33 protein-coding genes and 1 pseudogene are annotated in these 26,037 nt (G+C 36.4%); 18 read left to right on the top strand and 16 right to left on the bottom strand.

Annotation, left to right across the window (positions count from 1 at the left end; genetic code table 11):
* Window positions 1-52: 52 nt before the first annotated feature.
* The 3 genes from AC0NJG_RS09880 (at window position 53) to yunB (ending at window position 2,622) form a co-directional block, all read left to right on the top strand.
* Complete coding sequence (locus tag AC0NJG_RS09880; protein WP_206766604.1) at window positions 53-1,468, top strand: bifunctional metallophosphatase/5'-nucleotidase; 1,416 nt, start codon at window positions 53-55, stop codon at window positions 1,466-1,468.
* Window positions 1,469-1,533: 65 nt separating this feature from the next.
* On the top strand, window positions 1,534-1,836 hold the full coding sequence (locus AC0NJG_RS09875) for a YunC family protein (RefSeq protein ID WP_000248463.1): 303 nt from the start codon (window positions 1,534-1,536) through the stop codon (window positions 1,834-1,836).
* A 54-nt stretch (window positions 1,837-1,890) separates the two neighbouring features.
* The gene (yunB, locus tag AC0NJG_RS09870; protein ID WP_087955000.1) at window positions 1,891-2,622 is read left to right on the top strand and encodes a sporulation protein YunB; all 732 of its coding nucleotides are present in this window, start codon (window positions 1,891-1,893) and stop codon (window positions 2,620-2,622) included.
* Between the two features lie 36 nt (window positions 2,623-2,658).
* Here yunB and AC0NJG_RS09865 read toward each other — a convergent pair whose 3' ends face one another.
* Window positions 2,659-3,642 carry a M23 family metallopeptidase gene (locus AC0NJG_RS09865; RefSeq protein ID WP_087995175.1) on the bottom strand — a complete coding sequence of 328 codons (984 nt, stop codon included), beginning with the start codon at window positions 3,640-3,642 and terminating at the stop codon, window positions 2,659-2,661.
* Window positions 3,643-3,831: 189 nt separating this feature from the next.
* Here AC0NJG_RS09865 and lipA point away from each other — a divergent pair, with 189 nt between their 5' ends.
* Entirely contained in the window at window positions 3,832-4,728 is an 897-nt protein-coding gene (gene lipA / locus AC0NJG_RS09860) for a lipoyl synthase (protein WP_000166370.1), read from the top strand.
* Window positions 4,729-4,748: 20 nt separating this feature from the next.
* On the opposite strand, the gene AC0NJG_RS09855 is transcribed toward lipA, so the two are convergent.
* Both AC0NJG_RS09855 and AC0NJG_RS09850 read right to left on the bottom strand, forming a co-directional pair.
* Window positions 4,749-5,228, bottom strand: coding sequence for a YbaK/EbsC family protein (locus AC0NJG_RS09855; RefSeq protein WP_087954998.1), 480 nt, complete (start codon window positions 5,226-5,228; stop codon window positions 4,749-4,751).
* A 74-nt stretch (window positions 5,229-5,302) separates the two neighbouring features.
* Window positions 5,303-5,857, bottom strand: coding sequence for a histidine phosphatase family protein (locus tag AC0NJG_RS09850; RefSeq protein WP_087954997.1), 555 nt, complete (start codon window positions 5,855-5,857; stop codon window positions 5,303-5,305).
* A gap of 133 nt (window positions 5,858-5,990) precedes the next feature.
* Here AC0NJG_RS09850 and AC0NJG_RS09845 point away from each other — a divergent pair, with 133 nt between their 5' ends.
* Window positions 5,991-6,434, top strand: coding sequence for a hypothetical protein (locus AC0NJG_RS09845; RefSeq protein ID WP_087954996.1), 444 nt, complete (start codon window positions 5,991-5,993; stop codon window positions 6,432-6,434).
* 23 nt (window positions 6,435-6,457) lie between these two features.
* Here the strand turns inward: AC0NJG_RS09845 and AC0NJG_RS09840 are convergent, their stop codons facing one another.
* Window positions 6,458-7,273: a YhfC family intramembrane metalloprotease gene (locus AC0NJG_RS09840; protein WP_474063010.1), complete on the bottom strand. Its 816-nt coding sequence runs from the start codon at window positions 7,271-7,273 to the stop codon at window positions 6,458-6,460.
* Between the two features lie 99 nt (window positions 7,274-7,372).
* On the opposite strand from AC0NJG_RS09840, the gene AC0NJG_RS09835 reads away from it, so the two are divergent.
* The gene (locus tag AC0NJG_RS09835; protein WP_000178117.1) at window positions 7,373-8,104 is read left to right on the top strand and encodes a MerR family transcriptional regulator; all 732 of its coding nucleotides are present in this window, start codon (window positions 7,373-7,375) and stop codon (window positions 8,102-8,104) included.
* A 38-nt stretch (window positions 8,105-8,142) separates the two neighbouring features.
* Here AC0NJG_RS09835 and AC0NJG_RS09830 read toward each other — a convergent pair whose 3' ends face one another.
* Window positions 8,143-8,721: a YhcN/YlaJ family sporulation lipoprotein gene (locus tag AC0NJG_RS09830; protein ID WP_000744038.1), complete on the bottom strand. Its 579-nt coding sequence runs from the start codon at window positions 8,719-8,721 to the stop codon at window positions 8,143-8,145.
* 118 nt (window positions 8,722-8,839) lie between these two features.
* On the opposite strand from AC0NJG_RS09830, the gene AC0NJG_RS09825 reads away from it, so the two are divergent.
* On the top strand, window positions 8,840-9,142 hold the full coding sequence (locus tag AC0NJG_RS09825) for a YutD family protein (RefSeq protein WP_000435943.1): 303 nt from the start codon (window positions 8,840-8,842) through the stop codon (window positions 9,140-9,142).
* Between the two features lie 40 nt (window positions 9,143-9,182).
* Here AC0NJG_RS09825 and AC0NJG_RS09820 read toward each other — a convergent pair whose 3' ends face one another.
* From AC0NJG_RS09820 to glpX, 3 genes are all read right to left on the bottom strand, one after another.
* Window positions 9,183-9,680 (bottom strand): DUF1062 domain-containing protein, encoded by a 498-nt coding sequence (locus tag AC0NJG_RS09820; RefSeq protein WP_087995174.1) that lies wholly within the window; start codon window positions 9,678-9,680, stop codon window positions 9,183-9,185.
* Window positions 9,681-10,061: 381 nt separating this feature from the next.
* Window positions 10,062-10,328: a DUF3055 domain-containing protein gene (locus AC0NJG_RS09815; protein WP_000392606.1), complete on the bottom strand. Its 267-nt coding sequence runs from the start codon at window positions 10,326-10,328 to the stop codon at window positions 10,062-10,064.
* Between the two features lie 17 nt (window positions 10,329-10,345).
* Window positions 10,346-11,317, bottom strand: coding sequence for a class II fructose-bisphosphatase (gene glpX, locus AC0NJG_RS09810; RefSeq protein ID WP_000439091.1), 972 nt, complete (start codon window positions 11,315-11,317; stop codon window positions 10,346-10,348).
* A 147-nt stretch (window positions 11,318-11,464) separates the two neighbouring features.
* Between glpX and AC0NJG_RS09805 the strand changes: the two genes are divergently transcribed.
* The 4 genes from AC0NJG_RS09805 (at window position 11,465) to AC0NJG_RS09790 (ending at window position 14,129) form a co-directional block, all read left to right on the top strand.
* Complete coding sequence (locus AC0NJG_RS09805; protein ID WP_087954992.1) at window positions 11,465-11,905, top strand: DUF86 domain-containing protein; 441 nt, start codon at window positions 11,465-11,467, stop codon at window positions 11,903-11,905.
* Between the two features lie 71 nt (window positions 11,906-11,976).
* Window positions 11,977-12,609, top strand: coding sequence for a helix-turn-helix transcriptional regulator (locus tag AC0NJG_RS09800; protein ID WP_000503352.1), 633 nt, complete (start codon window positions 11,977-11,979; stop codon window positions 12,607-12,609).
* 109 nt (window positions 12,610-12,718) lie between these two features.
* Window positions 12,719-13,483 (top strand): TIGR01457 family HAD-type hydrolase, encoded by a 765-nt coding sequence (locus AC0NJG_RS09795; protein WP_000276470.1) that lies wholly within the window; start codon window positions 12,719-12,721, stop codon window positions 13,481-13,483.
* Window positions 13,484-13,598: 115 nt separating this feature from the next.
* A complete protein-coding gene (locus tag AC0NJG_RS09790; RefSeq protein WP_087954991.1) occupies window positions 13,599-14,129 on the top strand; it encodes an iron ABC transporter substrate-binding protein in 531 nt (176 codons plus the stop codon).
* Between the two features lie 33 nt (window positions 14,130-14,162).
* Here AC0NJG_RS09790 and AC0NJG_RS09785 read toward each other — a convergent pair whose 3' ends face one another.
* The 5 genes from AC0NJG_RS09785 to AC0NJG_RS09765 form a co-directional block, all read right to left on the bottom strand.
* Entirely contained in the window at window positions 14,163-14,744 is a 582-nt protein-coding gene (locus AC0NJG_RS09785; RefSeq protein ID WP_087995173.1) for an NAD(P)H-dependent oxidoreductase, read from the bottom strand.
* Window positions 14,745-15,292: 548 nt separating this feature from the next.
* Window positions 15,293-16,108 (bottom strand): HAD family hydrolase, encoded by an 816-nt coding sequence (locus AC0NJG_RS09780; RefSeq protein ID WP_474063009.1) that lies wholly within the window; start codon window positions 16,106-16,108, stop codon window positions 15,293-15,295.
* Window positions 16,105-17,217, bottom strand: coding sequence for a cysteine protease StiP family protein (locus AC0NJG_RS09775; protein ID WP_087995171.1), 1,113 nt, complete (start codon window positions 17,215-17,217; stop codon window positions 16,105-16,107). The genes AC0NJG_RS09780 and AC0NJG_RS09775 overlap by 4 nt, the downstream gene beginning before the upstream one ends.
* A 5-nt stretch (window positions 17,218-17,222) precedes the next feature.
* Complete coding sequence (locus tag AC0NJG_RS09770) at window positions 17,223-18,569, bottom strand: phosphoribosyltransferase family protein (protein WP_087995170.1); 1,347 nt, start codon at window positions 18,567-18,569, stop codon at window positions 17,223-17,225.
* Window positions 18,514-19,617 carry an HpcH/HpaI aldolase/citrate lyase family protein gene (locus AC0NJG_RS09765; protein WP_087954986.1) on the bottom strand — a complete coding sequence of 368 codons (1,104 nt, stop codon included), beginning with the start codon at window positions 19,615-19,617 and terminating at the stop codon, window positions 18,514-18,516. The genes AC0NJG_RS09770 and AC0NJG_RS09765 overlap by 56 nt, the downstream gene beginning before the upstream one ends.
* Before the next feature lie 162 nt (window positions 19,618-19,779).
* Between AC0NJG_RS09765 and AC0NJG_RS09760 the strand changes: the two genes are divergently transcribed.
* On the top strand, window positions 19,780-20,259 hold the full coding sequence (locus AC0NJG_RS09760) for a GNAT family N-acetyltransferase (protein WP_088326872.1): 480 nt from the start codon (window positions 19,780-19,782) through the stop codon (window positions 20,257-20,259).
* Between the two features lie 130 nt (window positions 20,260-20,389).
* Here the strand turns inward: AC0NJG_RS09760 and AC0NJG_RS09755 are convergent, their stop codons facing one another.
* Window positions 20,390-20,881: a phosphatidylglycerophosphatase A family protein gene (locus AC0NJG_RS09755; RefSeq protein ID WP_000665103.1), complete on the bottom strand. Its 492-nt coding sequence runs from the start codon at window positions 20,879-20,881 to the stop codon at window positions 20,390-20,392.
* Between the two features lie 120 nt (window positions 20,882-21,001).
* Between AC0NJG_RS09755 and yutH the strand changes: the two genes are divergently transcribed.
* The gene (yutH, locus tag AC0NJG_RS09750) at window positions 21,002-22,003 is read left to right on the top strand and encodes a spore coat putative kinase YutH (RefSeq protein ID WP_087954983.1); all 1,002 of its coding nucleotides are present in this window, start codon (window positions 21,002-21,004) and stop codon (window positions 22,001-22,003) included.
* Window positions 22,004-22,064: 61 nt separating this feature from the next.
* On the opposite strand, the gene AC0NJG_RS09745 is transcribed toward yutH, so the two are convergent.
* Both AC0NJG_RS09745 and AC0NJG_RS09740 read right to left on the bottom strand, forming a co-directional pair.
* Window positions 22,065-22,280 (bottom strand): hypothetical protein, encoded by a 216-nt coding sequence (locus AC0NJG_RS09745; RefSeq protein ID WP_001125496.1) that lies wholly within the window; start codon window positions 22,278-22,280, stop codon window positions 22,065-22,067.
* A gap of 318 nt (window positions 22,281-22,598) precedes the next feature.
* On the bottom strand, window positions 22,599-22,835 hold the full coding sequence (locus tag AC0NJG_RS09740; protein WP_000431159.1) for a NifU family protein: 237 nt from the start codon (window positions 22,833-22,835) through the stop codon (window positions 22,599-22,601).
* Between the two features lie 195 nt (window positions 22,836-23,030).
* On the opposite strand from AC0NJG_RS09740, the gene AC0NJG_RS09735 reads away from it, so the two are divergent.
* The 5 genes and pseudogenes from AC0NJG_RS09735 (at window position 23,031) to phnA (ending at window position 25,823) form a co-directional block, all read left to right on the top strand.
* Window positions 23,031-23,339 carry a YuzD family protein gene (locus tag AC0NJG_RS09735; protein ID WP_000248590.1) on the top strand — a complete coding sequence of 103 codons (309 nt, stop codon included), beginning with the start codon at window positions 23,031-23,033 and terminating at the stop codon, window positions 23,337-23,339.
* Window positions 23,340-23,391: 52 nt separating this feature from the next.
* Window positions 23,392-24,186 (top strand): nucleotidyltransferase domain-containing protein, encoded by a 795-nt coding sequence (locus tag AC0NJG_RS09730; RefSeq protein WP_140168569.1) that lies wholly within the window; start codon window positions 23,392-23,394, stop codon window positions 24,184-24,186.
* A gap of 98 nt (window positions 24,187-24,284) precedes the next feature.
* Entirely contained in the window at window positions 24,285-24,962 is a 678-nt protein-coding gene (locus tag AC0NJG_RS09725) for a CPBP family intramembrane glutamic endopeptidase (RefSeq protein ID WP_087954981.1), read from the top strand.
* Between the two features lie 167 nt (window positions 24,963-25,129).
* A pseudogene (locus tag AC0NJG_RS09720) lies at window positions 25,130-25,246 on the top strand (DUF2628 domain-containing protein); the annotation flags it as partial.
* Window positions 25,247-25,481: 235 nt separating this feature from the next.
* Complete coding sequence (gene phnA, locus AC0NJG_RS09715; protein WP_000212737.1) at window positions 25,482-25,823, top strand: alkylphosphonate utilization operon protein PhnA; 342 nt, start codon at window positions 25,482-25,484, stop codon at window positions 25,821-25,823.
* Window positions 25,824-26,037: the final 214 nt, after the last annotated feature.

The raw sequence follows: 26,037 nt of genomic DNA, 5'->3' as shown, positions 1-26,037 counted from the left end.
TTGCGTACGTGTAGCGTAAATGGCAGTAAGGAACTGAGAGGAGGTTTTTTCTCTGAATATAAATAAAGAAACAATTATCCACCTTTATCATACAAACGATATACATAGTCATTTTGAAAATTGGCCGCAAATTTCTCGGTTTGTACAAGGAGAGAAAAAGCGAAGACAGGGAGCGGGAGAGACCGTTTTGACTGTAGATATCGGCGATCATGTGGATCGTTTTCATAGTATTTCGGAAGCGACGAATGGGCTTGGCAATACGAAGCTTTTAAATGAGGCGTTATATGATTATGTAACGATCGGAAACAATGAAGGAATTACGTTAGCGAAGGAGCATTTGAATCGTCTATATGATGATGCTGGATTTGAGGTGCTTGTCGCGAATTTATTTGAAAAAGAAGGGGTACGTCCAGAGTGGGCAAAGCCTTATAAATTACATACAACGACAGATGGGATTACGATTGCTTTTATCGGATTAACGGTTGCGTATCCAGAGTTTTATCAAATGTTAGATTGGCATATTGAAGATCCAATTGAGCATTTAGAGTCTATTTTAGAAGAAGTGAGAGATGAGGCTCATATAACGGTTGTCCTTTCTCACCTTGGAAAAAGCATGGATGAGCATATGGCGGAGCAGTATGATATAGATGTTATTTTAGGGGCACATACGCATCATTTATTTGAGCGTGGTGTTCTTATGAATCATACGTTACTATGCTGTTGTGAGAAGTGGGGACGTTACGTTGGGCACGTTCAACTTACTGTGGATAAAGAGACGAAGAAGCTGTTGAAAAAGGATGGTAGAGCGATTAAGACTGAACGTTTAGGTGCTTATAACAAACCATTATCCACAATTGAAGCGCTGCAGGAAGAAAGTGAACATATTATGGAAGAGCCTGTCGTTCATTTAAAGGAATCATTACCGGTTAATTGGTTTCATGAGACAGCATTTTCGCACATGTTAGCAAATGCGCTAAAAACGTGGTGCGGTGCAGAGATTGGCATGGTGAACGCTGGTGTACTTCTTGAAGGATTAGAAGAAGGCGTTGTGACGCGCGGAGATATTCACAGAATTTGTCCACATCCCATTAATCCATGTTTATTGAAAGTGCCGGGGAAAACGTTACGAGAAGTGATCTTGAAAGCACGTCGCCCGAATATGGAGAACCTTGAGGTAAAAGGATTCGGATTCCGCGGGAAAGTGATGGGGAAAATGATTTACGCTGGTATAGAAGTCATTCCAGATACGATTCCTGGGAATAAAATTTTACTCGAAGATGTATTAATTAACGGGGAATCGCTGGAATTAGATCGTATATATACAGTAGGAACGATTGATATGTTTACATTCGGCTACTTATACCCAGAGCTATCCACACTTTCTGACAAACAATATTATATGCCAGAACTACTTAGAGATGTGTTAACAGACATGTTAATAACTCATACATCTTCCGTCAAACTATAGGCTAGTTAACTTGTAACACTCATTTTTCTCTTGTCATACAGATAAGAAAGAGAGGAGTGTGAACTATGGTTAACGTGGAGCCAATTATAATTGATAATTATACGTTTATTGCGGTTAGCGTCAAACTTCCAAAGACAAACTTGCTAGCTGTAATGAGCGATAAAGGATATATTATGTGCGGTGCATTAGATGTAGGTCTTTTAAATGAGAAGTTAGGGGATCGAGGTATTATTGCTGGTCGCGCGGTTGGTGTAAGAACGATTGAACAACTTCTTGAAGCACCGCTAGAATCAGTAACGATTGAAGCCGAAGCGTTAGGTATTACGGCTGGCACAATCGGAAAAGAAGCATTATTAAAAATGAGATAAGCATATATCGTCCCTCCTTCTTGCATAGAAATGATATAAGAAGGAGGGTTTTGTATGAGTATATTTCGTTCGAAAAATTCGCGTTTTCGAAGGGGACCTATTTCCTTTCGGCACATACTGCTTATGTCGTTTATTCTTTTTGTCATATTACTCGTGCAAGGATTATGGATTGTGAATAGCAGCATTCAGCCGACATTAATGAAATATGGAGAAGTAGAGACACATAAAATGGCGACAGCGGTTATGACGAAGGCGCTAAAAGATAGAATCGATGAAGGATTCGATGTCGATTCATTAATGAAAGTACAAAATGATAAAAACGGGAAAGTATCCACAATTAATTTGAATACAAAACAAGTAAATGAAATTGTAACATCAACGACCACATACATAGAAAAATATTTACAGCAAGTAGAACAAGGTGATTTGAAGGGGCTAGGTATTTCTGAAAAGACTGGGGCAACGATGGCAGTTCCGTTTGGTCGTGTAACAAATAATGCGCTTCTTGGAAATATAGGACCCGACATTCCAATTGATTTCACAACGATTGGTCATGTAAATACGGATATTAAACAAAAAATTGAGCCGCACGGAATCAATACGACTGCGATTCAAATTATTATGGAGATGGAAGTGACGTTGCAAGTGATTATTCCATTTCATACGAAAGAAATAAAAGTAAAACAAGATGTTCCGATTGCGACGCGTATCGTTCAAGGGGAAGTGCCTACGTATTATGGAAGCGGAAGTGTTTTTGTACCTGATAAAAAGAAAACGGGTAGTTAGCCATAGTTAAAAAATAACCGTAGCAATGTGCTACGGTTATCGTTTTGTATTCGCGCGTTCTTTTCGTTCCCATAGACTTAAATGCATGTATGGATCGAAAGCCCATTCTGTATAACCGTTGTCTTTATAGATGCCGAAATGTAAGTGAGGCGGGAATTTTCCAGCTGTACCGGGAGGACCGTAACCGGTGCTACCAACAAATCCGATTACTTTTCCAGGCTCGACAATTTGTCCAAGCTGTATTTCTTTTGAGAATCCGCCTAAGTGAGCGTAATAATGATAATTGTTATGAAGGTCACGAATACCGATGCGCCATCCGCCAAGGCGGTTCCAGCCTTTTGTTTCAATAATGCCATAGCAAGTGGATCTTACTGGTACGCCATAGCCTGCAAAGATATCAGTTCCTTCATGAACTCTTCTTCCTCCAAAACTTCTTCCAGCGCCGAAAGTACTTCGGTAGCTATGGTCACTGCGAATAGGGAGAGGGAAAGCATTTCCTTCTAAATTAATACGTCCATAATGTTTATAGATTTGGGCGTATTCGGTAATTAAATCAACTGTTTTTGCACGTCTATAATATTCCCAGAGCATGATTTTAATACGTTCTTCTGACGTTCCTTGTTTCTTTAAAATTGTTGCTGCTGTATGCAAAAGATCACGGTCGTTATTTGCATTTGCAAATCCATCTTTGTCACCATCTAAACCTAATCCGCCAAATAGAGCAATTGTATGGGGGAGAGTGTCGCTACCATTAACAGGTCCAGCCCATATTTCTGGTTTGAAATAAAGGGAAATGATGGCATCTGGTTTTTTCGGAATATCTTTTCTTACGCTCCGTATATTTCTTTCGTATTGATCCATTGCAGCTAAGTAATACCACGGAATGCCTGAAGATTGCTCGGTTTCTTTATATAGTGCCATGCGCTTTTCGTATATGCTTTGCTGATTATCTTCACCGTAAGCGATGTTTTGGTGGAGAAGAAAGCAAATCGAAAGCAAAAGAGAAATTTTTCGAAGCATGAAATAGACTCCTTTCACATCATCACTCTTTTTAGTGTGGGATATACGGAGTATTTCATTATAGGGAACGATTGGAAAAAATCTTAGAATCTTCATTTGAGCAAATCGCTTTCATACGTTAGAATAGATATGTTACATTGAAAGAAGCGAACACGGTAAACTATTTCATATTGTGCGGAGTTGATAACCATGACAAAACAAACAGAATATAAGCGCAAGCCCGAATGGTTGAAAATTAAGTTAAACACGAATGAAAACTATACAGGCTTAAAGAAAATGATGCGTTCTAAAAATCTTCATACAGTTTGTGAGGAAGCAAAATGTCCGAATATTCATGAATGCTGGGCTGTAAGAAAAACAGCAACATTTATGATTTTAGGTGCGGTTTGTACACGTGCTTGTCGTTTTTGTGCGGTTAAAACAGGCTTACCAACTGAGCTTGATTTACAAGAGCCAGAACGCGTAGCAGATTCTGTAGTACAAATGGGCTTAAAGCACGTTGTTATAACAGCGGTTGCACGTGATGATTTAAAAGATGGTGGAGCAGCTGTTTTTGCTGAAACAGTACGCGCTGTACGTCGTAAAAATCCATTTACGTCAATCGAAGTATTACCATCTGATATGGGTGGAGTAGAAGAAAACTTAAAAATGTTAATGGATGCAAAACCAGATATTTTAAACCATAACATTGAAACAGTACGTCGATTATCTGACCGAGTTCGCGCTAGAGCAAAATATGATCGTTCATTAGAGTTTTTACGTCGAGCAAAAGAAATGCAGCCTGATATTCCAACTAAATCGAGCATTATGGTGGGCTTAGGTGAAACGAGAGAAGATTTAATTGAAGCAATGGATGACTTACGTGCAAACAATGTGGATATTTTAACTCTTGGACAATACCTACAACCATCTAAGAAGCATTTACCAGTTCTTAAATATTACCCACCAGCAGAATTTGCAGAGCTAAAAGAAATTGCACTTAGCAAAGGCTTTAGCCACTGTGAAGCTGGCCCACTTGTGCGTTCTTCTTATCATGCGGACGAGCAAGTTCGTTCTGCGAAAGAAAACACAGCAGAAGCAAAATAATGAAAAAAGAGAGCTAATGATTAGCTCTCTTTTTGTTTGTACTCTAAAACAGTGTTTGAACATGTTAATAAAATTTTTTTTAATTCCTCTGTGGATAATTCAATTGTAAATTCAGGTACACCGGGTGTAATTAAAATTTTATCGTACGTATAAATAGCGCTATCCACAATAATCGCTACATGTTGTGAATAACCGAAAGGAGCTACACATCCTGGCGTACAACCAGTTTCTTCCCTTAGCTCATTAGGTGAACAGAGGGATAAGCTTTCTCCCGTTATTTCTTTCATCTCTCCTCGGTTGAGCCGAGTTCCTTCTAACGTAAAAAAGACGTAATAATTTCCGGATTTTGATTTTAAAAATAAGCTTTTACTTGGAGTACCTTGTAAGCCAAGCCTCTCGCGTACGATCCGGTCTGTCTCATAATCGAGTACTGGTTCGTGTTCGAATTTTTCATAAGAAACATTTGTTTTATGTAGTAAAGCAAGTACATCTTCGTACATATGGAGTGATACCCCTTTCTATTATTAGTACAGTTTCTTCTCGTGGCGTCAACTGAATGTGTTGGAAAGAGATATTACTTGGACGGTGCTGTCCATAATCGTTTTAGGCTACATTGTTCATCAATTGTAATTTCGTACATATCAGGATTCGTTAAAGCTCGCCATTCATGAAAACCAATCGTATGATCAAAGTGCTTTAAAATGAGCGTAAGTAAGTTTCCATGTGTAACGAGTAGTGTTGTAGTATGGTTTAATTTTAAAACGTTTTGGATAAGCGATATAGCACGGTCCGTTGCTTGTTTTGTCGACTCTCCGCCTGAAAAGGCAATATCTATATTTGTAAAAGTAGATTCTAGTTTTTGCATCCAATCGTCCATTGGAACGTTGCTTAATATGCGTTCAGCTAATCTTTCATCTTCTTGGATAGGTAAGCTAGCTTGGAACGCGTAGGGCCGAATAGAATCGATAGCTCGCACAAATGGGCTTGAAATAATATGATCTATTTGTAGTTGGTTTTCTAAAAGGAATGTAGCAAGGGTGTTTGCTTGTTTTTTTCCATCGGTCGTTAATTCGGCATCACGTTCTTGTCCAGTTGCTGAACAATGTCGTATTACAATCAATTTCTTCATAATTCATCCCCATCTTTCAAGTTGACGCTATATACTTCGACAAATGTGGAAAAAATTCCTTTTTATTGGAAACGACATAATGATCTAAGCATGTGGAAAAGTAATGTGGATAATAAAAAATTGAGGTGCAATGATGAAAAAAATGATATATACCGTATTCATTATTTGTTTTCTTACGCAAATGTCCACAACATATGCACAATCCAATCAAAAAATAGATTATCCAAGTAATCGAAATAAGTCATTTGTGAGCGAAGATGTGTTTTACGAACAGTTAGATAAGAAAATGTATAAAGAATACAATAATGCAGCGTATAGTGTTCGAAAAAAGATCTTATTTAAAGAAGTCCCTGATGAAGAACTTTCTTTTCTACAAAAAACAGCCGTGGGTTGTCGGAGTGAAGTGGTGCTTCAAGATGCTTTTGTTCACCCTGATCGCCAAGTTTATTTTTTCGCTTCCTTTTCTCAAAATGAAGTAGAAGAGTTACACAAGTACATCGTTATAGATGCAGAAACAAAGAAGGAGCTGCAAAGTGGCAAAAGTTATCATCACTATGATAATCCATATAAAAAATAACCCACCAATTGGCGGGTTATTTTTTATTCCGGCACACTCATTAATTTCTCTTTCATTTTACGAATAAGAATGATAGCACCGATTGTGAAGAGAAGGGTAATTCCTTCTACAACAAAGATGTTAATTGTTTTCGTTTGATAAAGTGCCGCGAAGAAGTCTACAAGTGCGTGGAATAGTATAGCGTACACAAGGAAGATATACTTCTTCTGTTTTACTGCGTATAAAACAAGCATCGTAAAGGCGATTTGCAGCACGAGAGCCATAATTCTTTCTAAGCTACCAAGGAAATATAAGTAGGCAGGTTGCTGAATTAACATGTCCTGTAGGCGGCTTAGCTCCGGCATTTTTTCAACCATTTGAGCGAAGCTACCATTGTTAATTGAATTCGCAAATATAAGTGCTTGGAATGCAGAGAATCCGCCAACTAAAATGGATTCAATGCCGCCGTGACCTATTCCGTAAGCAAAGCCATCTTTATATTCTTGATATTTTTTTAGTAGGAAGAAGAAGGAAACGAAGCGTCCTAATTCTTCAAATATACCAGCAGTTAGTCCCCCATAAAGTGCGAAGACAAATGGATTTTCTAAAATTGGAGCGATTGCTGGATTACCGCGCATAAATAGGTGGAATGGTGTTTCGAGAATTTGGGTAAATCCGATAAAGATAAGAACACCAACGCCGACTACTTTCCAATTAATATTGTATTTCTTACGGAAATAAACGAGTACAATAATTGGGACCAGAATCGAAACAACGAGTTGAAATATGATGCTGGCAATTACAGTATTTGAAACCATACTTTCACCGCTTTCTAATATATGTACATATCTATTATGCATGAAATATAGTGGAGATGAAACTTTTAACAAATAATGAATTTACTTATTGACTCTAACGTTGCGTCATACTTTATCGTATGTATTAAGGGGGAGATACACATGACAATGAAGGTAAAAGAAGTAGCTAGTTTAGTTGGAATTAGTGTGCGCACACTGCATCATTACGATGAAATTGGGTTGTTAACCCCAGACGAGACGACAGAGTCTGGATATCGTCTGTATTCCAATGAAAATTTAGAGACATTGCAGCAAATTTTATTTTTTAAAGAACTAGGCTTCCCTTTGAAGAAAATTAAAGACATTATCATGAGTCCATCATTTGACCGGAAAGAGGCACTGCAGCTTCATAAAAAAATGCTTCTTGAAAAGCGTGCTCGGTTAGATAAAGTGATTGCGACGATTGATAAGACAATTCAGCATACAAAAGGAGAGATTGAAATGACGAACAAAGAGAAATTTGAAGGCTTCGATTTCAGCCATAATCCGTACGAAGAAGAAGCGCGTGAAAGATGGGGAGACGCAGCTGTAGATAAAGCGAATGAATATGCGAAAGGTATGTCAAAAGACAATCAAGAAGAGTTTAATACGATTTACAGAAACTTAGCGGCGCTTAGACACGGCGCACCAGATTCTAAAGAGGCACAAGAAGCAATTGGAGTATGGTACAATTACTTGCAAAACTTCGGTGAATATTCATTAGATGCTTTTAAAGGACTTGGTCAAATGTACGTCGCTGATGAGCGCTTTACGAAAAATATCGATAAGTTTGGTGAAGGATTAGCTCAGTTTATGTGTGATGCGATGGAGGTTTACGCAAATCGTAAGAAATAGTAAAAAAATAAAGAAGATGGAGGTTTTCTCCACCTTCTTTATTTTTTTATCATATCATTCAAAGTCTGATCCCCCGTATTGTTCAAATGAGGATTTTTGCTCATTTCACGTTTTAACATATCGAGGCTCTGTGTATATTCTGTATCATTTAAGGCACCAGATTGAAGGCCTTGAATTTGAGAAATCAACTTTTGGTCTGTTGATACATATGCTTTATAATAGCGAGGGACGATGGACAAAGCAGCTCTATATACTTGATCCGCTACGAGTTTTGGATCTGTTGTGTTTGCACGGTATACAACAAATACTTCATCATCGGTAACGAGTGTAGCAGCGTTTGTAACGTCAGGAAGTTTGACTGTCATACTTGTAATCATTTCAGCGACTTTCTCACGGTTAATGGCTCCTACTTGTTTGTTAGATACTTCATGCTTTTGTTTAGATGAATAGCCGACTCTTGTAAGCCGTGTATTTGTATTTTCCGTATGATACATGTCGTTTTTATTGGAAACAAGAACACGACTTCCTTCTTCACGTTCCATTTCGGCTTTATTCGTTGATTGGCAGCCTGCAAATAAGGAAAGAGTGAGAAGAGAAAGTATAATTTGTTTTTTCACGATGTATCACCTCCTTCTCCATAGCATGCACTAATTTTCAATTTTTTGTATTTGAAATTGTTGGTTGGTATGCTTTGTGATACGATAAAAAGAAGAATGCTTAGAGAGGAAGTTAATGATGGAGCAAAAGCAAGAGATTCATGCTACGGTGAGCATTAATAATGTTCAGTACGAAGTAATTAAAAACTTTCGTGACGGTTTTAGTGAAGAAGCATTTAAAGAGCGCTATGCAGAAATTTTAAATAAATATGATTACATCGTTGGGGACTGGGGTTATGAGCAACTTAGATTGCGCGGATTCTTTGATGATAGTAACCAGCGTGCGACATATGATACGAAAATTAGTACGTTAACGGAGTATTTATACGAGTACTGTAACTTTGGTTGTGCACACTTCGTATTACGAAAAGTGAAGAAGTAAAAAAATCCTCTTACGATTGTAAGAGGATTTTTTTACTTGCTCACAAACAAATTGAAATAGAATCGCCTTCAGAAAGTATTGCGTTTGGTTTCATTTGTTGTCCGTTCAATTGAATATCCCCATTTTTAATTTTATCCACAATGCGTGTACGGCTCCAGTCGGAAATATATGTGGATAAGGCTTTATCGATTCGGTGTGAACCGAAAACGATATCTAGTACGATCGTGATTTCGGCTATGCCGTTTTCTTTATGTTGTGTAATGGAAATGGTAGTAGTTGTTTCTGGTTGATCCTGCTGCGTCATATCGACTGTTTCAACGTGATCAGTAAATGCTTTATAAATACGAAGTTTTTGATTCCACGTATGATCTTTCGGACATTTATAAATGGCAAAGCGGTATATGTTTTTTCCGTTGGCATTATGCCTACGAATATTTGTGTCAGTAAATAGGGTAGTGCGTCTGCAATTTTTACAATATTTTTCAATTGTACCTTGTTCATTTTCATATAAGCTCCAAGAAAGTTGTACTTTCTGCATTTTCCTTCACCTCTTATAGTAGTGGTAAAGGAACGTAATACAGCTATTTGGATGTCTTGTAGTATGAAGACATGAGGAAAAGACAAAAATAAAAGACAAAAATAAAAGGAGGTTCCCTTAGGAACCTCCGTAAACATCATACTACAGATGCAATACGTTCCTTTGTAATGGGAATGGGCAGACTACTCCCTTGAAAAAGCACGGTGCTTTTTTGAGAGTAATGCTATCCAATTGCTGGTCCATTACAAAGTAGATGTTGGCATACGTAGATAACGTCCTTTCTATCCAAATAGATTTATTCTTCATTATAACATAAAAGATTGAAAATTCAAAACTCTATTGATGAAAAGCACCAGCTAAAAAGCTGGTGCCTAAGATAAATTATATAAGTTCAAATAAAAATGAGCGTAGTTCTTCTGCAATTTCTTCAGTCATAGAAAATGCGTGCTCTAAGTAGCCTGGTTCGTTTAAATCGTCAGCGCCGATGATTGCGAATTTATTACGCTGCATATCAAGGACAATTGTTTTACCGTAATGACGATCGGAGTATAATAGCGCTAAATCATGACGCTCATTTTCTCCCATAAAGCTAACGAAACGAGTTTTTGTAGCGACAGTGTCGTCGTACAGAAAGAAACGTTCTTCCATACACATGGCTCCTTTTATTAAATATCTAAGTTTAAGTGTGGCTTATGATCTAAATGGTGATGCGTTTTAATGAATCGTACTGTTCTTGTTTTGTAACGCATTACGATAGAGTATGTTTCAGCTAAATCTCCGCCTAGGAATTTCACGCCGTCTAATAACTCACCAGCAGATACACCAGTTGCTGAGAAGATTGCATCATCACCAGATACTAAGTCTTCTAGCATTAGAAGTTGACGAGGATCTTCTAATCCCATTTCACGACAACGAGCTTCTTCTTCTTCGTTCATTGGAACTAAGCGAGCTTGCATTTCACCTTCAAGACATTTTAATGCTGCTGCAGAAATAACACCTTCTGGAGCTCCGCCGATACCTACGAATAAGTCGATACCTGTTCCAGGTAGTGCTGTTGCGATTGACGCACCAACATCACCGTCACCAAATAATTTTACACGTGCACCTTTTGCACGAACACGATCGATAATATCTTGATGACGTTCACGTTCTTGAACGATAACTGTTAGATCGCGAATCTTTTTATTGTTAGCTTCTGCTACAATTTCAATTGTTTTTTCAATTGGATCATCTAAGCTAATTTTACCAGCTGCTTTTGGACCAACCGCGATTTTTTCCATGTACATATCAGGAGCATGAAGAAGGTTTCCTTTATCTGCGATTGCGATAACTGCCATTGCATTTGCAAGACCTTTTGCAACGATGTTTGTACCTTCTAATGGGTCAACGGCGATATCTACTTCTGGACCGTTACCTGTTCCTAGTTCTTCACCAATATATAACATCGGTGCTTCATCAAGTTCTCCTTCACCAATTACAACTGTACCTGCCATGTTTACTGAATCGAACATATCACGCATTGCTGTAGTTGCTGCATCATCTGCTTCGTTTTTCTTTCCGCGGCCCATCCACTGTGCGGATGCTAATGCTGCTGCTTCTGTTACACGGACAATTTCTAGTGCGAGTTCACGTTCCAAGATTCCATTCCTCCAATTTCAAAAATCATACAAATATAACTATAACAAATAACGGAGAAAAGGTGAATTCGAAAAATTGTCGATTTTTTCAGAAGAAAGCGTTACAATTAAAATGTAAATGCTTTAATTTCCAGGTAGGTGACATTCATGTATTTTGTAGACAGAAAGAAAATAGAACAAATGCTAGTATGTTTAGAACGAGCAACAAGTACATTTCAAGAGAAAAAGATATATGAAACCGAGTTTGAATTTTACGCATTAGAACGCATAGCCCATCTTATTATTGATTCTGTATTAGATGTAGGGAATGCGATGATTGATGGATTTATTATGCGCGACCCAGGAAGTTATGAAGATATTATCGATATTTTAATGGACGAGCGAGTGATAAGTGCAAAAGATGGACAAGGGATGAAAGAAATTATCCTTCTTCGAAAAATGCTTACGCAAGATTATATTCAAATGAATCATGATGAATTATATAAGACGATTCAAAAACACATTGCAGTGGTAGAGAAATACCCAGCAAATATTCGTAGTTATTTAGAGAAGGAATTAGGACCTGTATCTGCATTTGTACCAGAATAATTATGCTTATAAGATCCCCAGAGAATGCCTTTTGGGGGTCTTATATTGTATGTGAGGGAGAAGGGTGAAGCATGGGGGAAGCACGTACGACGAAAGATGAAATTGTACAGTTGTTGAAAGTAAAAGGAGAGCACACGGTAGCGGAACTAGCTGAAATTTTAGAGATTACAGAAATGGCAATTCGAAGACATTTAAGTAATCTTGAGAAAGATGGTTTCATCTATTCCAAGATGGTAAGGCAACATGTCGGAAGACCAACTTATTTGTATGGATTAAGCGAAAAGGGAGAAGATACATTCCCGAAAGAGTATAAACAATTTGCAATTGATATGCTAGAAGATTTAGCGCGAATGGGCGATGAAAAAATACTTCGTTACGTTTTAAAAGAGAGAACAAAGCGAATGGAAGAACAATTGCAAAAGCGAGTGAGTAATCAAAAGAATTTAGCATATAAAGTGCAAGAGATAGCAGCTATGCAAGAGAAAAATGGTTATATGGTTCAAATTAAGAGAGACGGAGAGAACTCTTTCGTAATTGAAAAACAAAACTGTCCGTTAAAGGAAATTGCAGAGAGATTCCCGCAAGTGTGTGAAGATGAAAAAGAGATGTATAATCGTTTATTTGCGAACGCAGATGTGAAAACGCTAGCAAACATGTGCGAGGGCGATTGTAGTTGTTCTTACCAAATAAAAGAGAAAAAATGAACGTTATGGGGCGCTTTAAGGTAAAGCGTTTTTTTCTTTGTAAAAAGCGGGTAATATAAGAGTGGTATGATAAGGTGAGAACGTTAGCATAGAAGGAGAGACATAATCGATGTATAAAGGTTACTTAATTGACTTAGACGGTACAATGTATCGGGGAGAAGAACAAATTGAAGAAGCGAGCGACTTCGTAAAAGCATTAGGAGAGCGCGGTATTCCGTATTTATTCGTTACAAATAACTCAACTCGTAAACCAGAACAAGTGGCAGAAAAACTTGTTCGTTTTGATATTCCAGCGAAAGCAGAGCAAGTATTCACAACGAGTATGGCGACAGCGAACTTCATTTATGAACGTAAACAAGATGCAACTGTATATATGATTGGTGAAGAAGGTTTACATGATGCACTTGTGGAAAAAGGATTTGAACTTGTGGATGAAAATCCTGATTTCGTTGTTGTCGGTTTAGATCGTGACATCACATATGAAAAATTAGCAAAGGCGTGTCTTGCTGTGCGTAACGGCGCAACGTTTATTTCCACAAATGGAGACATTGCCATTCCGACTGAGCGCGGATTATTACCAGGAAACGGTTCATTAACATCAGTTGTAGCAGTATCAACAGGTGTGGATCCAATCTTTATCGGAAAACCAGAATCAATCATTATGGAACAAGCGCTAAAAGTGCTTGGTATAGGAAAAGATGAAGCATTAATGGTTGGGGATAACTACGATACAGACATTTTAGCGGGAGTAAATGCTGGCATGCATACGCTTCTTGTCCACACTGGAGTCACAACTGTGGAGAAGTTAACAGAATATGAAGTACAACCAACGCAAGTTGTGCATAACTTGACGGAGTGGATTGAGAAGATGTAATGAAATGCAGGTAACCGGAAGAGGTTACCTGTTTTTTTATGCATAATTGCATATGTACTATAAGTATATAAAATGTAAAATTTAAATGTAATGATGTAAGGGGGAGAGAATAAGAATGTACTGGATGTCATGTATTATGTTTGTTTTTACATTATGTGTTTTGTTTTTTGTTCTATGGAAAATATATAAAATAAATGAAATGAAAAAAAGCGCAGGAAAACTGATTTCAATGTATCCTCGGGTGAAAAGACGTTGGATTGCGTTACTTGGACCAGCGTATTTCATTGGACAATGTATGTATATATATGCTCGGTATGTAAGTGGCGATATTGATACAGTTGAACAGTTTTTCATTCAGCTAGGTATTCATGCTGTAGCAAGTTGTTTTATGACTTTAATAGCCATCCATCTTATTAAAAGTGTACAAATATATGAAAAAGGTGTAGTAGACGGATTAAACTTTTATTCATACGAAGAATTGAAAGGCTATAAAACATCAACATGGGAAAATCCAAAAGAAAATATATTTTTATATCGTGGGCGAGAAAAAATGAATGATAATGTGAATTTACTTATTAGACAGGAAGATATGAATGAATTAGAAAGCATTCTTCAAAGGTATATTCCGAAATTAATGATGAAATGAAAAACTCCGGTTGTTAAAGCCGGAGTTTTTTTATTAAAATGCACGATTCACAACATCTTTAACTTCTTCAAGGTATTGTTTACGCACATTATCATCCACAGAAGGAACACTTGTATAGAATGTGTGCTCAATTGTTTCAATGCCTGTAAATTCAAAAATACCAACATCCGCTGTTTTCTTCATTGCGTCAAACATACCGCCTGCTGTGTATGCTTCTTTCGTATTGCCCATTGTAGATAGTAATAATCCTTTTTTACCGCTTAATAATTTTTCAATGCCGTTTTCACCGTAAGCATAAGCAAATCCGTGGCTAAACACACGGTCAACGTATCCTTTTAAAATAGCAGGAAGTCCCGCCCACCAAACTGGATAAATGAATGTAATGCTATCAGCCCAAGAGATATGCTCTTGCTCTTCTTTAATATCGTCTGGTATGTTGCCTTGAGAAAATGAGATGAAATCGGAAGCGCCTAATACTGGATTAAAGTTTAACTCGTATAGATCGCGAACGCGTACTTCATGATCTTTTTCTTCTAATTCACTTTTTACCGTTTCTAAAATCGCATGGTTGAAGCTTTCTGTATTTGGGTGTGCATAAACGATTACATGTTTCATTGTTCTTCCTCCTATTTGTGGATATATGAGTAGTTTTTAATCATGTAACTATTATGGTTACTTCTTTTGTGAAAGTCAAATAATACATATGTATAAAAAGACGCCAAAAATCGCCTTTCTATACTCCGCTCATACAAAGAACAAAGAAAACAAATAAAATGATGACAATACCAATGCCAAAGTTAAATACGAGAGTACTATCCATATTATGTAACCTCCTTGTTTGAAAGTAAAAAGCACTCTAGCCAAGAGTGCTTTTTTATTTTGAGTCTACTTCGCAACTTTTAGAAAGGGATTCATGTGTGTAAAGAGTTACATTATTTTATGTGTTTATGCTTTGAAATGAGTAAGTCCTTGTAAGGTATAGAAAAAAAGACACTCTTTCGAGTGTCTTTCAAGATGACAAAATGTGCCAATTGCTTGAGTTTGATAAGGCGCTAATATCCGTTTTAACGCCTTTTCTTTGATCAAGAAGTGTAGCAACAGCGATTCGAATACATTGTACCATTTGTTTCATAGGTGCGCGTATGCAATTGTGCATATTTTAATTATGAGGTAGGTAATGAACTATGAATGATTTGAAGTGATTTACTTACGATTTCTTCTGCGGCATATATGCCGATTGCATCTGTTTTTACAATATGGGGTTGTAAATGATTATATGTTGCCCCTAATTCACCATGAAGTGGCGCGAAGGCATAGTTCGCCTTTTCAAGCATGCATAAATCAAGTAAAGAATCCCCAGCTGTAATAATAGTATCCATTTGTAGTATTTCTTGTATATATTGCACGGCGTCCCATTTGTTAATTGGTTTTGGTACAAAGTATAGTTTCCTACCTTGAAGTGAATGATTCCAGCCCTGTTTGTCTAACCAGGAAGTGAAGGATGATAATTCATCATAAGGAATGTTCTCTCGTTTAATGATGCAATAGTGGAATAAATCATCAGCCGTTTTTTGTGATATAACCCAATCTTTATGAGCGATTTGTTCAAATTCCTTTAGTATATCGTTCCTCTCTATACATTCTACTGAAATTCTTTTTTTTATTTCTTTGTTCCAAGTAACATCTTGCTTACCGTTATGAAGGATATTACCGCCGTTACTTGTAATGGCATATTTAGGAATGATTTCATTTTGGAATAAAGTAATACGTTGAAATTGTTCAATCGTTCTTGTTGTAACTGGGATAAAATATGAATGCAGTTGCAATTTTATTAGTAGTGAAATGGTTTTATGTGTTATGAAAGAAATTTCTTTTCCATCTAAAGTTTCAATGGGCTGAATTGAATTATCTTCTATATGAGCACGAAATGATTTACGGGAATAAATAAGTGTCTGATCAAGATCACTGGCGAAAATCATATCGTATTCCCCCTAAGAGGCTTAATGAGTCCGCAACATGAATAAGTCATATTCTCATATATTTCAACAGGGACATTCTTTTCTTTAGCGAGAAGTAAAATATGCCTTAAATCAGGAGTGTCTTGCTTTCGTATTAAAATTTTCCACGGTATTCTCCGGAGTAATACGCGAGTTGTTTCACCGACTCCTGGTTTAATTAGATTAATATCATCAATTTCAAAGTGAGTTTGGATAGATTGTATATCTTTTAATCCTTGCCAAGATGGATCGGTGTATGTTGAAGCAATATAATGTAATTGATTATCTATATGAGAATGAACAGAAGGGAATAAATCTGTTATCTCATCGATAAAGAAATTTGATAAATCTTCTTGTTCTAGCTCTTTATAATATTTAACACCATGAAAATCATTTGGGCCAATATAGGTGTCATTTAGTACAGTGCGGCTAATTAGTCCAGAGACGGTCGCATTTAAGCAAGCACTAGGGATAAGAAAATCTTCGCGTGTACCGTAAATTGAAGTACAGTAACCGGGATCAGCAAGTACAGCCATACAATGAGAAAGGTGTGTATTATTTCTCTCGTTAAATGTATGTACTGCCTGTTCCAATTCCTTTTTTATTGCACCCTTTCCAGTCCAGCCATCAATGAATTGAATTGTTTCTTTAGGATGATGTTCTAAAATATAGTGAAGTGCATTTTCATCGATGCCGCGTCCACGAACAATAGAAATACAATAGTGAGGTACATCAAGGTTATATTGATAGCGTATGTAGCGTTTTATAAGAATACCAATAGGTGTACCAGCACGCGCTAATGAGACGAGGACGAGATTCGTTCCTTTAGTCTGTATAATTTGTTCAGCGACAACTCCGACAGCGATGGCTAGTTTGTGTTTGTAATGTTGCAGGGAAGAAAAGAATAAATCCATATATGCTTTAGATGGTTTATATTCCGTTGGTAACATTTCAGAATAATGTATGCCAGCTTGAATGGCTTGTTCTCTCGTTTCTGTGGAACTTTCTTTCATTAAATCGCTAATATCTTTTAATAGAAAAATAGCATCATTTGGATCGTAACTACTAATATGGGAATTTACCTTTACCATAATTATCAACCTTCCTTTTCTATGCTATTTGAAAATGAGACGATATGAATACAAGGAATAACTGTTTGTAACTGCTGTAGAAGAGGCGATAAGGCTTCTTCTCCTACATCACGTTCCATAAACACAAATACTTCATCGTATTCATGGGGTGAAATATTATAAAAGTAATTTGTAATAGTAGAATCTTCGGGATTTGGATACGAGAAATGATTATGAATGGCGTAGTTCACATCATTTGAAACAGGGTGGATAGGGCTTCGTGTTGTAGATTGATATAAAATATTTTCACCCATTTCAGCAGCAATTTTCATTGGAATATACATAAACTCACCCGTTCCGAGGCAGAGTGTTCGTTTTCCAATTCTTTTTCTTTGTAACATTTTTCCTGCTTCTTGAGCAAAAGAATGAATGTGCTTTTGTTCATAGGATGAAATGCCAAAGCGTCCAGTATATTTTATATAATTTGATGTATAGGATAATACCGGACAAATAATCGTATGTTTTTTGAAATAAGGTTTTGTTTTTTCAATATGAGTATCTGTTTTTGTAATATTCAATGGCTGGCCAGTTGGGTGAATGCGGCCTTCTAATAAAGAAATAACATGAATTTTTATTTGAAGTTCTTCTTCTAGTTGTTTAAATTGTCTTCTATTAGTATTAGAACGCCAGTCTAATAACGAAGCGATGGTATACTCTTCTCGTGGAAATTGCTGTTGAATAGACCTGATAATATTTAGTGCGGTTTTCCCAGTTGTCATCTCATCATCTACGAGAACAATTGGATTGTTGTTTTGAAAAAAGCTTTTATCTACATAACAACGGTGTGAGGTTGCATGGGAATGTTCTTCCTCAAATGTAATGACAGATTCGAGATTGGGTATCGATTCCCTAGTTGTATGTACATACTTTGCATTTTGAAAGCATTGAAACATAGAATGGCCAAGTGCTGTTGCTGTTTCAGCGAATCCGATAAATAACACTTCTTCTTGTAAGGGATATTGATAACGAAATACTTCCTCTGGAATTTTATCAATTTCTAATGAAATAAGATTTAAAATTTCTTTTTGAAATGGATGAAAAGTATTATGTAGTATTTCCATATATCTTGCAGCGAGAGCAAATCCACTTGCTAGAGAGACTGCAGGTTTAATAGGAAGATGCTTTCCAAGAATTGTACTTACAAATAAAAAACTCCGCTTTTTATTGATCCTCGCAGCCATTTGAAAAAGATTGTCTAACTCTAAGTTATATGGATTATCACGTACTTCTACATGAACCTTTATATTATTCAAAACGTTATACGTGTTGTTTTGCGTTTGTAATAAGGAGATCGGTGAATTGTTTGTTTTCATGTAGCACCCCGTAAATATTAGATTTTAAAATGGTTTTGCGAGCCCAGTTATAATGGGGCTTTACTTCATTCATTTTGTTAGCAAAACTGCTTTTTAGCACTCCGTTATACGTATTTGCATGTTGTAAAATTGACCTTGCGTCTAAATAATCTTCCATTGTAACAATGTGCATTGCTTGTACAACTTTAATATGAGATGGGTGAATGACTGTCTTTCCGATTAATCCATTTGCATGGTCAAGCGATACCTCTTGAATGAGCCCTTCTTTGTAATCATTAGAAAAATATTCCCATACACATCCTGAAATAACATATCCATTTGTTGCTCTGGAGAAAATATTAATAATGTCGGAAATACAATCACGAACAACAGTAATATGATAGATAGGGGTGTATTTATTACGCCGAATACCAAATATGCTTGAAAAATCAGTAGCACCAATGCGTACATTTAAGATGTAATCACGATAGGAATCTAGTAGATCTTTTATTTGTAACAATGATTCTACACGTGTTTCTCTATACATAATTTCTGGTGATTCTAAAATCGGCATTCCATAAAGGGATAATGAATATAGCTTGTTTATATAGGCAAGCTGATCGATATAAGACTTTCCATTAACGGGTGTGAATTTTGGAAAGACAAAACCACATAAGCAATGAACCGCACTACCTAATTCAGTAACAATTGTCCTCATTTGACTTGGCTGTCGAACTCTAATAAAAAGAAGGGGGATGTCTGCTTGATTTAGTATGTTAGCACTGACCAAGTTGGCGATTTGCTGTATTTGAAAGACGATATTTTGCTCTGCAAACTTTACTTCCTTATCGCTGATAGAGTCTTCTAGACAAAAAATAATCGAGGTAGCTTCCACATGTTTTTTTCTAATTATATCTTCCGCGATCGTTTCTTTCGTGCCAGGAGTATATAGTGTAGCACCTAATGCGTACGCTAATTGCTCTTTCTCTATATTTTTTGAAAAACTAAGAGGTTCTTTATAGAAAAAATTTTGACGTTCTTCTAAGGAGAGATAAGAAAAATAATTCAAATTGTCACCACCTTATTTCAAATGATTCTGTTTAATCGTAACATAATAAGAAAAATCTTCCATAAAAATAAAGCGAGAAATTAAAGAAACATATTGAGAAAGATGAATTATAAGATGAGTATCGAATATTGTTAGTAGAAATATAATAGGGGGAAGAGAAAGGTGGATATACATAAGTTAACAGTAGAAGAAGCAAATGAGATAAATACGTGGACGTACGAGGAGCCATATAATCTATATAGTTTTTCAGGAGAGGCTGAAGTAATAGAAGAGCTATTAGATGGGACGTATTATGGTTGTTTTGACGATAAAGGAGAGTTCATCGGCTATTTTTGTTTTGGAAAAAATGCACAAGTTCCAGGTGGAAGAGATGCTCATTTATATGGCGGAGAAGATGTAATGGATATCGGACTTGGCATGAAGCCAGCGTTAACAGGGAAGGGGATGGGCGAAATGTTTTTGCAAGCTGGGATAGCGTTTGTTGTGAAAGAATATAAGCCGAAAACGTTGCGACTTAGTGTTGCGACATTTAATACAAGAGCGACTAAGCTATATAAAAAAATAGGTTTTCAGCAAGGTCCTATTTTTTTGAGCCGCGGAAGGGAATTTATGCTCATGGAATACGAAAGACCGTCAGTATGAAACTGACGGTCTTTCATATTTTATCCCGCTTTAATGGGCAGTAAGACCGCCACCTCAAAATTCAGCGAAAGCAAAGAATTTAGGTGGGGGATCAACTGCCCATAAAACCCCCACTGATTAAAGTCTTACTTTATTCCGAATGCTCAGCTCTGTGCGCTAAGCGGCTTGAAGCAGCGGCAGCAATTCCGCCAACGATATCATCAAGAAATGTGTGCACCTTTCCAGTTGATTTATCATTTAAGTATTCTAAAATACCAGGTTTTAATTTATCGATATATCCAAAGTTCGTGAAACCGATAGAGCCGTACACGTTAACGATAGAAAGTGCGATAACTTCATCAATTCCGTATAAGCCTTCATCACGTTTTACGATATCTTGTAACGGCTCACTTAACATTCCTTTTTCAGCAAGAACATCGAGTTCGATACCAGTAATTAGTGCATTCTGTACTTCACGTTTTGATAATACACGCTCAACGTTATAACGGCATTCTGACATCTCTAAATTTGGATGATATTTTTTTTGAAGAAAATGAACAAGTTCAGCAATATCGTCAATTGTTACACCACGTTCTTGTAATAGTTGTAATGCTCTTTCTTGTAGTTGATTTGATTCTTTCATGTTTATCACCTTTTTTTCTTTTTAGTATTTGTATACGTTTCGTTGCTTTATCATGTGCATAGGAATGAAAGGCGAGCACAAGCTCATATATATAAAGAAAAACCATAGGTGGCGACTGCGATGATTCATCATATTTATGAGCATTATCACATGCATGTTAAAGAATTAATCCCCCTTGGCCCCTATAAAAGCTTTTGGATTCGCAACAAAATTTATGTACTTGTTCCAATTGGAGAAATGGAGGAAGAAGTACTTGTAGAGATGAAAAAGCTCAGTGACTATATGAACCAGCAAGGGGATATAACTGTAGCGACTTTCGTTCCGACTATACACGGGTACTATGTAAGTGAGATAGAAGAACAAAATTACTGCTTATTAAAAGGTATGCGCGCGTTAGAACGACATGCTACGTCATTAGGAAGTGAGCTTTCTATATTCCATAAACGAGGTGCATTCTTTCCAGAAGAAATTGAGCAATTAAGCCGCATTGGTGAATGGAAAGCGTTATGGGAAAAAAGGCTCGATCAGTTAGAAAAGTTTTGGCAATCACAAGTGATGAATCACCCTACAGACGTATTCGATCAATTGTTTATCGAATCCTTCCCGTATTACTTAGGAGTTGCAGAAAATGCCATTCAATATGTTGTTGATACAGAGATGGATGATACGCCACAACTAACTGATGCCGCAACAATTTGCCAAGAACGATTCACACCTTTATTATGGCATCAAACGAAGCGTCTCAAACTTCCTTTTGACTGGGTGTATGATCACCCAACTCGAGATATAGCAGAATGGATTCGCTATATGATGATAGAAAAAAAGAAAGACTGGGAGCAAACAATTGTTCAATTTGTTACAGATTATGAACGGAATTATTCGCTATCCTCATTTGGTTGGCGCCTATTATTTGCAAGGCTCTTGTTCCCGCTTCACTATTTTGAAACAGTCGAACGATATTACCAAACTGGAAATGAAGAACAAAAAAGCATATATAGAGATCGCTTAGAAGCCATTTTACACGATGTGAACCGCTCTGAGCAATTTATGAAGCACTTTTATGGCTCACTTCGTTTACCAGTTGATAAGCTCGGGATTAGAAAATTAGATTGGCTGTCTTAAAAATATAAAAAAGAGACCGAGTGAGGTCTCTTTTTTATATACCACAATTGTATGTAATACATTATGCCCCTACTTGTTGCTCTGCACATATATTTAAAACGAATTGATGTTTTTCGAGTTTTTCATTTACTTTACCCAATAATTCTTGCTGGATTTCTTTAAATAAAAATTGATAGCTCGCATTCCATGTTGGTATAACGGATGAAAGGCCTAATAAATACTCTTTTTTCTTTTCTAGTTCTTGAATTGTTAAAAAAGTGTTCCCCATTTTTGGCATGTGTCGTCCCCCTATGTTTTTTACTTTATATGTGTGAACGATTCACTATATAGTATCAATTATCGCATTTTTTGAGAAGGATTTCCAATTTTGTTTTATGATGTTAACGGATAAGTGTTATTTGAATAAAAAAAGGAGACCAAATTTGGTCTCCTTTTAGAAAGTGACTTTGAACGAGCCGCTTCCGCTTTTAGATTAATATCCAGCTCCAGCGGCTAGAACAGTCGGCCATTTCGCGCCTTCCTGTGAGGCAAAAAGCGCCTCTTCGTCAGGAGCTCCAATGACCTCCTGTTCTGAACGAGCCGCTTCCGCTTTTAATTAAAATACTTGTTCTACTTCGATAACGCCTGGTACTTCTTCAAGTAATGCGCGTTCGATACCAGCTTTTAGTGTGATTGTAGAACTTGGGCAGCTTCCGCATGCACCCATAAGGCGTAATTTTACGATACCTTCTTCAATGTCTACTAATTCAACGTCTCCGCCATCGCGAAGTAAGAATGGACGTAATTTATCTAATACTTCTAGTACTTGTTCTTGCATATGTGGGTTTTCCATTTTTATCGACTCCTTTCATCAGTTTTATTATAATCAAGATAGAGGGGAAAATCTATTTTTTCTCTTCTTGTTTTATTGTCGAAATATTGTATCGTGTTTTTTCAGTATAGGGGTATGGAATAAGTTTGTAAAATGATGTGCTTATGTACTAAGACATCTGAATATACTGTTAGAACAAGAAGTGGGGGAGAAGAAATGGTTAATGTGCAAGTGTATGGGACGAAAGTAATTTGTGCAAGCTGCGTTGGAATGCCATCTTCAACAGAAACGTTTGAGTGGTTACAAGCAGCAATTGGTCGTAAATATGAAGGACAAGAAAATAAATTTAATTTCGAGTATATTGATTTTCAAGAAGAACAAGAAGATGAAGACAAAAAAGCATTCGCAGAGCGTGTAGTGGAGGAAGATTTATTTTATCCGGTCGTTCTTGTAAATGGAGAAATTGTTGGAGAAGGAAATCCTCGTTTGAAGGATGTTTACGAAGAAATCGAGAAGTATTTATAAAGCAGGAAGTCTTTGCGAATTTGCAAAGGCTTTTTTTATTGGAGGGATAGATGTGGAGAATGTAGTAAAGCATGCGTTACCAAAAGAAGTAGAGCAGTTGATGGAGCAGTACATAGGAGGACTGAAAGAAATTTTTTTAGATGAAAAAATAGTCGGGGTGTATATTTACGGATCCATCGCACTCGGTGCATTTCATACAGAAACGAGTGATGTTGATTTTGTTACGGTAATAAGTGATTCTGTGAATGAAGCTGAAAAACAGAAACTGGTAGAACTTCATAAGAAACTTGGCGGTAGTACGTTAGGTAAAAGAATGGATGGTATGTATATTCCACTAGCTGATTTAGGAAAATACAATGATGAAATGAATGAGTACGTGTATTGTGCAGATGGTAAGGCGAATATAGGTCATTGGGACATTAATGCAGTCACATGGTGGACATTGAAAAATCAAGGTATTACAGTTATCGGGAAAGAAGCAGAGGATCTCCCGTTTCAAATAAGGTGGGATGATGTAGTAAATACGATGAAATACAACGTAGAACAGTACTGGAGTGGAAAGGCGAAGCAGCCATATTTATTCTTTATAGAAGAATGGGTAGAATCAGCGGTCGTTACGATGGGGCGTATTTTATATACACTAGATCATAAAACAATCGTTTCAAAAGATAGAGGACTACAATACTTATTAGAACATCCAGCGGAAGAATGGGAGCTTTTATTAAAAGAAGTAGCAAGAATACGGCAGAATCCAAAAGAAAAGCGAATGCTCTCAAGGTGGAGAAGGGCAGATATGACAAAGAAGTACTTACTGCATTTAATTAAAACATGTAGAGAGAAATGGTAGGGAAGAAAATGGGCAATACATTGTGGTGTATTGTCTTTTTTTACATCGAATTTGGTATATAATGGTTAAAAAGGTTTAATTATACTGGAGGGGATATGATGGACACGGAATTAGTTACATATAAAGAAAAGAATGTACAAATGAGTATGCTAGAAGTAATCAGTATGATAATAATTATTTTTGGGGTAATGTATGGAATTGGTTATTTGAACTTTTTATATGACTTCTCATTATATCCGTGGTATGTAAATCATCTTATTCCGCCTTTAACATTTCTCACTATTATTTTAATATATTCACCAGCAAGAAATTACTGTTTGGAGCTATTAAAATCAATACAGTTCAATCATTTTAAACATTATGTAACAATAGTAATGACGATAATCGTACTGCTTATATATCTTGCGGTGTTAAATTTAGTTTTATCAAATGGGCTTCGTGTGGGTGAATCTAATATAGTGATAGAGCCTACTTCAAGTGAAATCATTCTATACGTAGTTGTGCTCACAATTTTTGTGCCTATTTGGGAGGAAATTGTATTTCGAGGTATGTTTTTTATGAAATTATCTCAGCGCTTCTCTACACTTAGTAGTGCCGTTATAAGTGCTTTCATATTTACTTTAGGGCATCCCCTTACAGTAGGGAGTATTTTATATATTTTTGGTATAGGGATATGTTTAGCCTACACCTATAAGAAAACAAACAATTTACTCGTTCCAATTGGAATTCATGTATTAAACAATTCATTTTATTTATTAGTAAATTTTCAACTATAAAAAGAAGCCTCTTTGAAAAGGGCGTCTTTTTGTAGTGTCTTTACACACATTGTGTAGGGACAAGGTAATACAAAATATAGATAGTTTCATGTGAAACATTTTTATTATCAAATATGTAAAATGCTTAACTTAGTGTATTGAACGTATCATTCATAAGTATTCTAATATATTTAAGTGAAGGCTATTTTGAATGGCAAGAAGTATATGAGAATAATAAGAAGTTAAGTGAAGATGAGTTAGAAGAGTATCGATTTTACATTGAGGAAAATGGTTGGGGGCTCTAGTGAGAACTCGTTCATTTTGAAAAGGAGAATCTTGTGAAGGTTCTTCTTTTTTACTTGGAAACACCATACGGATTGAAATTTTGTAAAATACAATAAAAAATGAGAATTTGAGGTAGGCTTGTCAATAACGTGAGACTATGGCACTATATAGAAATGCTATACAAATTTTATTTATCGAGATGTAAACATCAAATTTGATTTTTACGTATAAATAATGAACGGAGGAAATGAATTTATGGCTACTTTACCAAATTGTCCAAAATGTAATTCAGAATATACGTATGAGGATGGCGTTCTTTTCGTATGTCCAGAATGTGCTCATGAGTGGGGCCAAGAAGCAGAAGCTGAAAATAATGATGGTGCAAAAGTTGTAAAAGATGCGAACGGAAACGTTCTTCAAGACGGCGATGCTGTTACTGTCATTAAAGATTTAAAAGTAAAAGGAACTTCTTCAGTTGTGAAGATCGGTACGAAAGTAAAGAGCATCCGTCTAGTTGATGGCGATCACGATATTGATTGCAAAATCGACGGTTTCGGAGCTATGAAGTTAAAATCACAATTTGTTAAGAAGGCGTAAGTAAAAAGAGGAGGCGACTAGCCTCCTCTTTTTATTATGTCATTTTTTGTCGGTAAGTCGATATTCCTTGTCGAATCGCCGATATAATTAAAGTTACGATCGATATATTTCAAAAATCGCCGATATAATTTGAGTTACGATCGATATATTTCAAAAATCGCCGATATAATTTGAGTTACAGTCGATATATTCAAAAAATCGTCGATATAATTTT

The sequence above is a fragment of the Bacillus sp. SSR7 genome (assembly GCF_055902415.1).
Note: the sequence above shows the minus strand (reverse complement) of the source record. Positions and strands in the feature narration are given on the sequence as shown.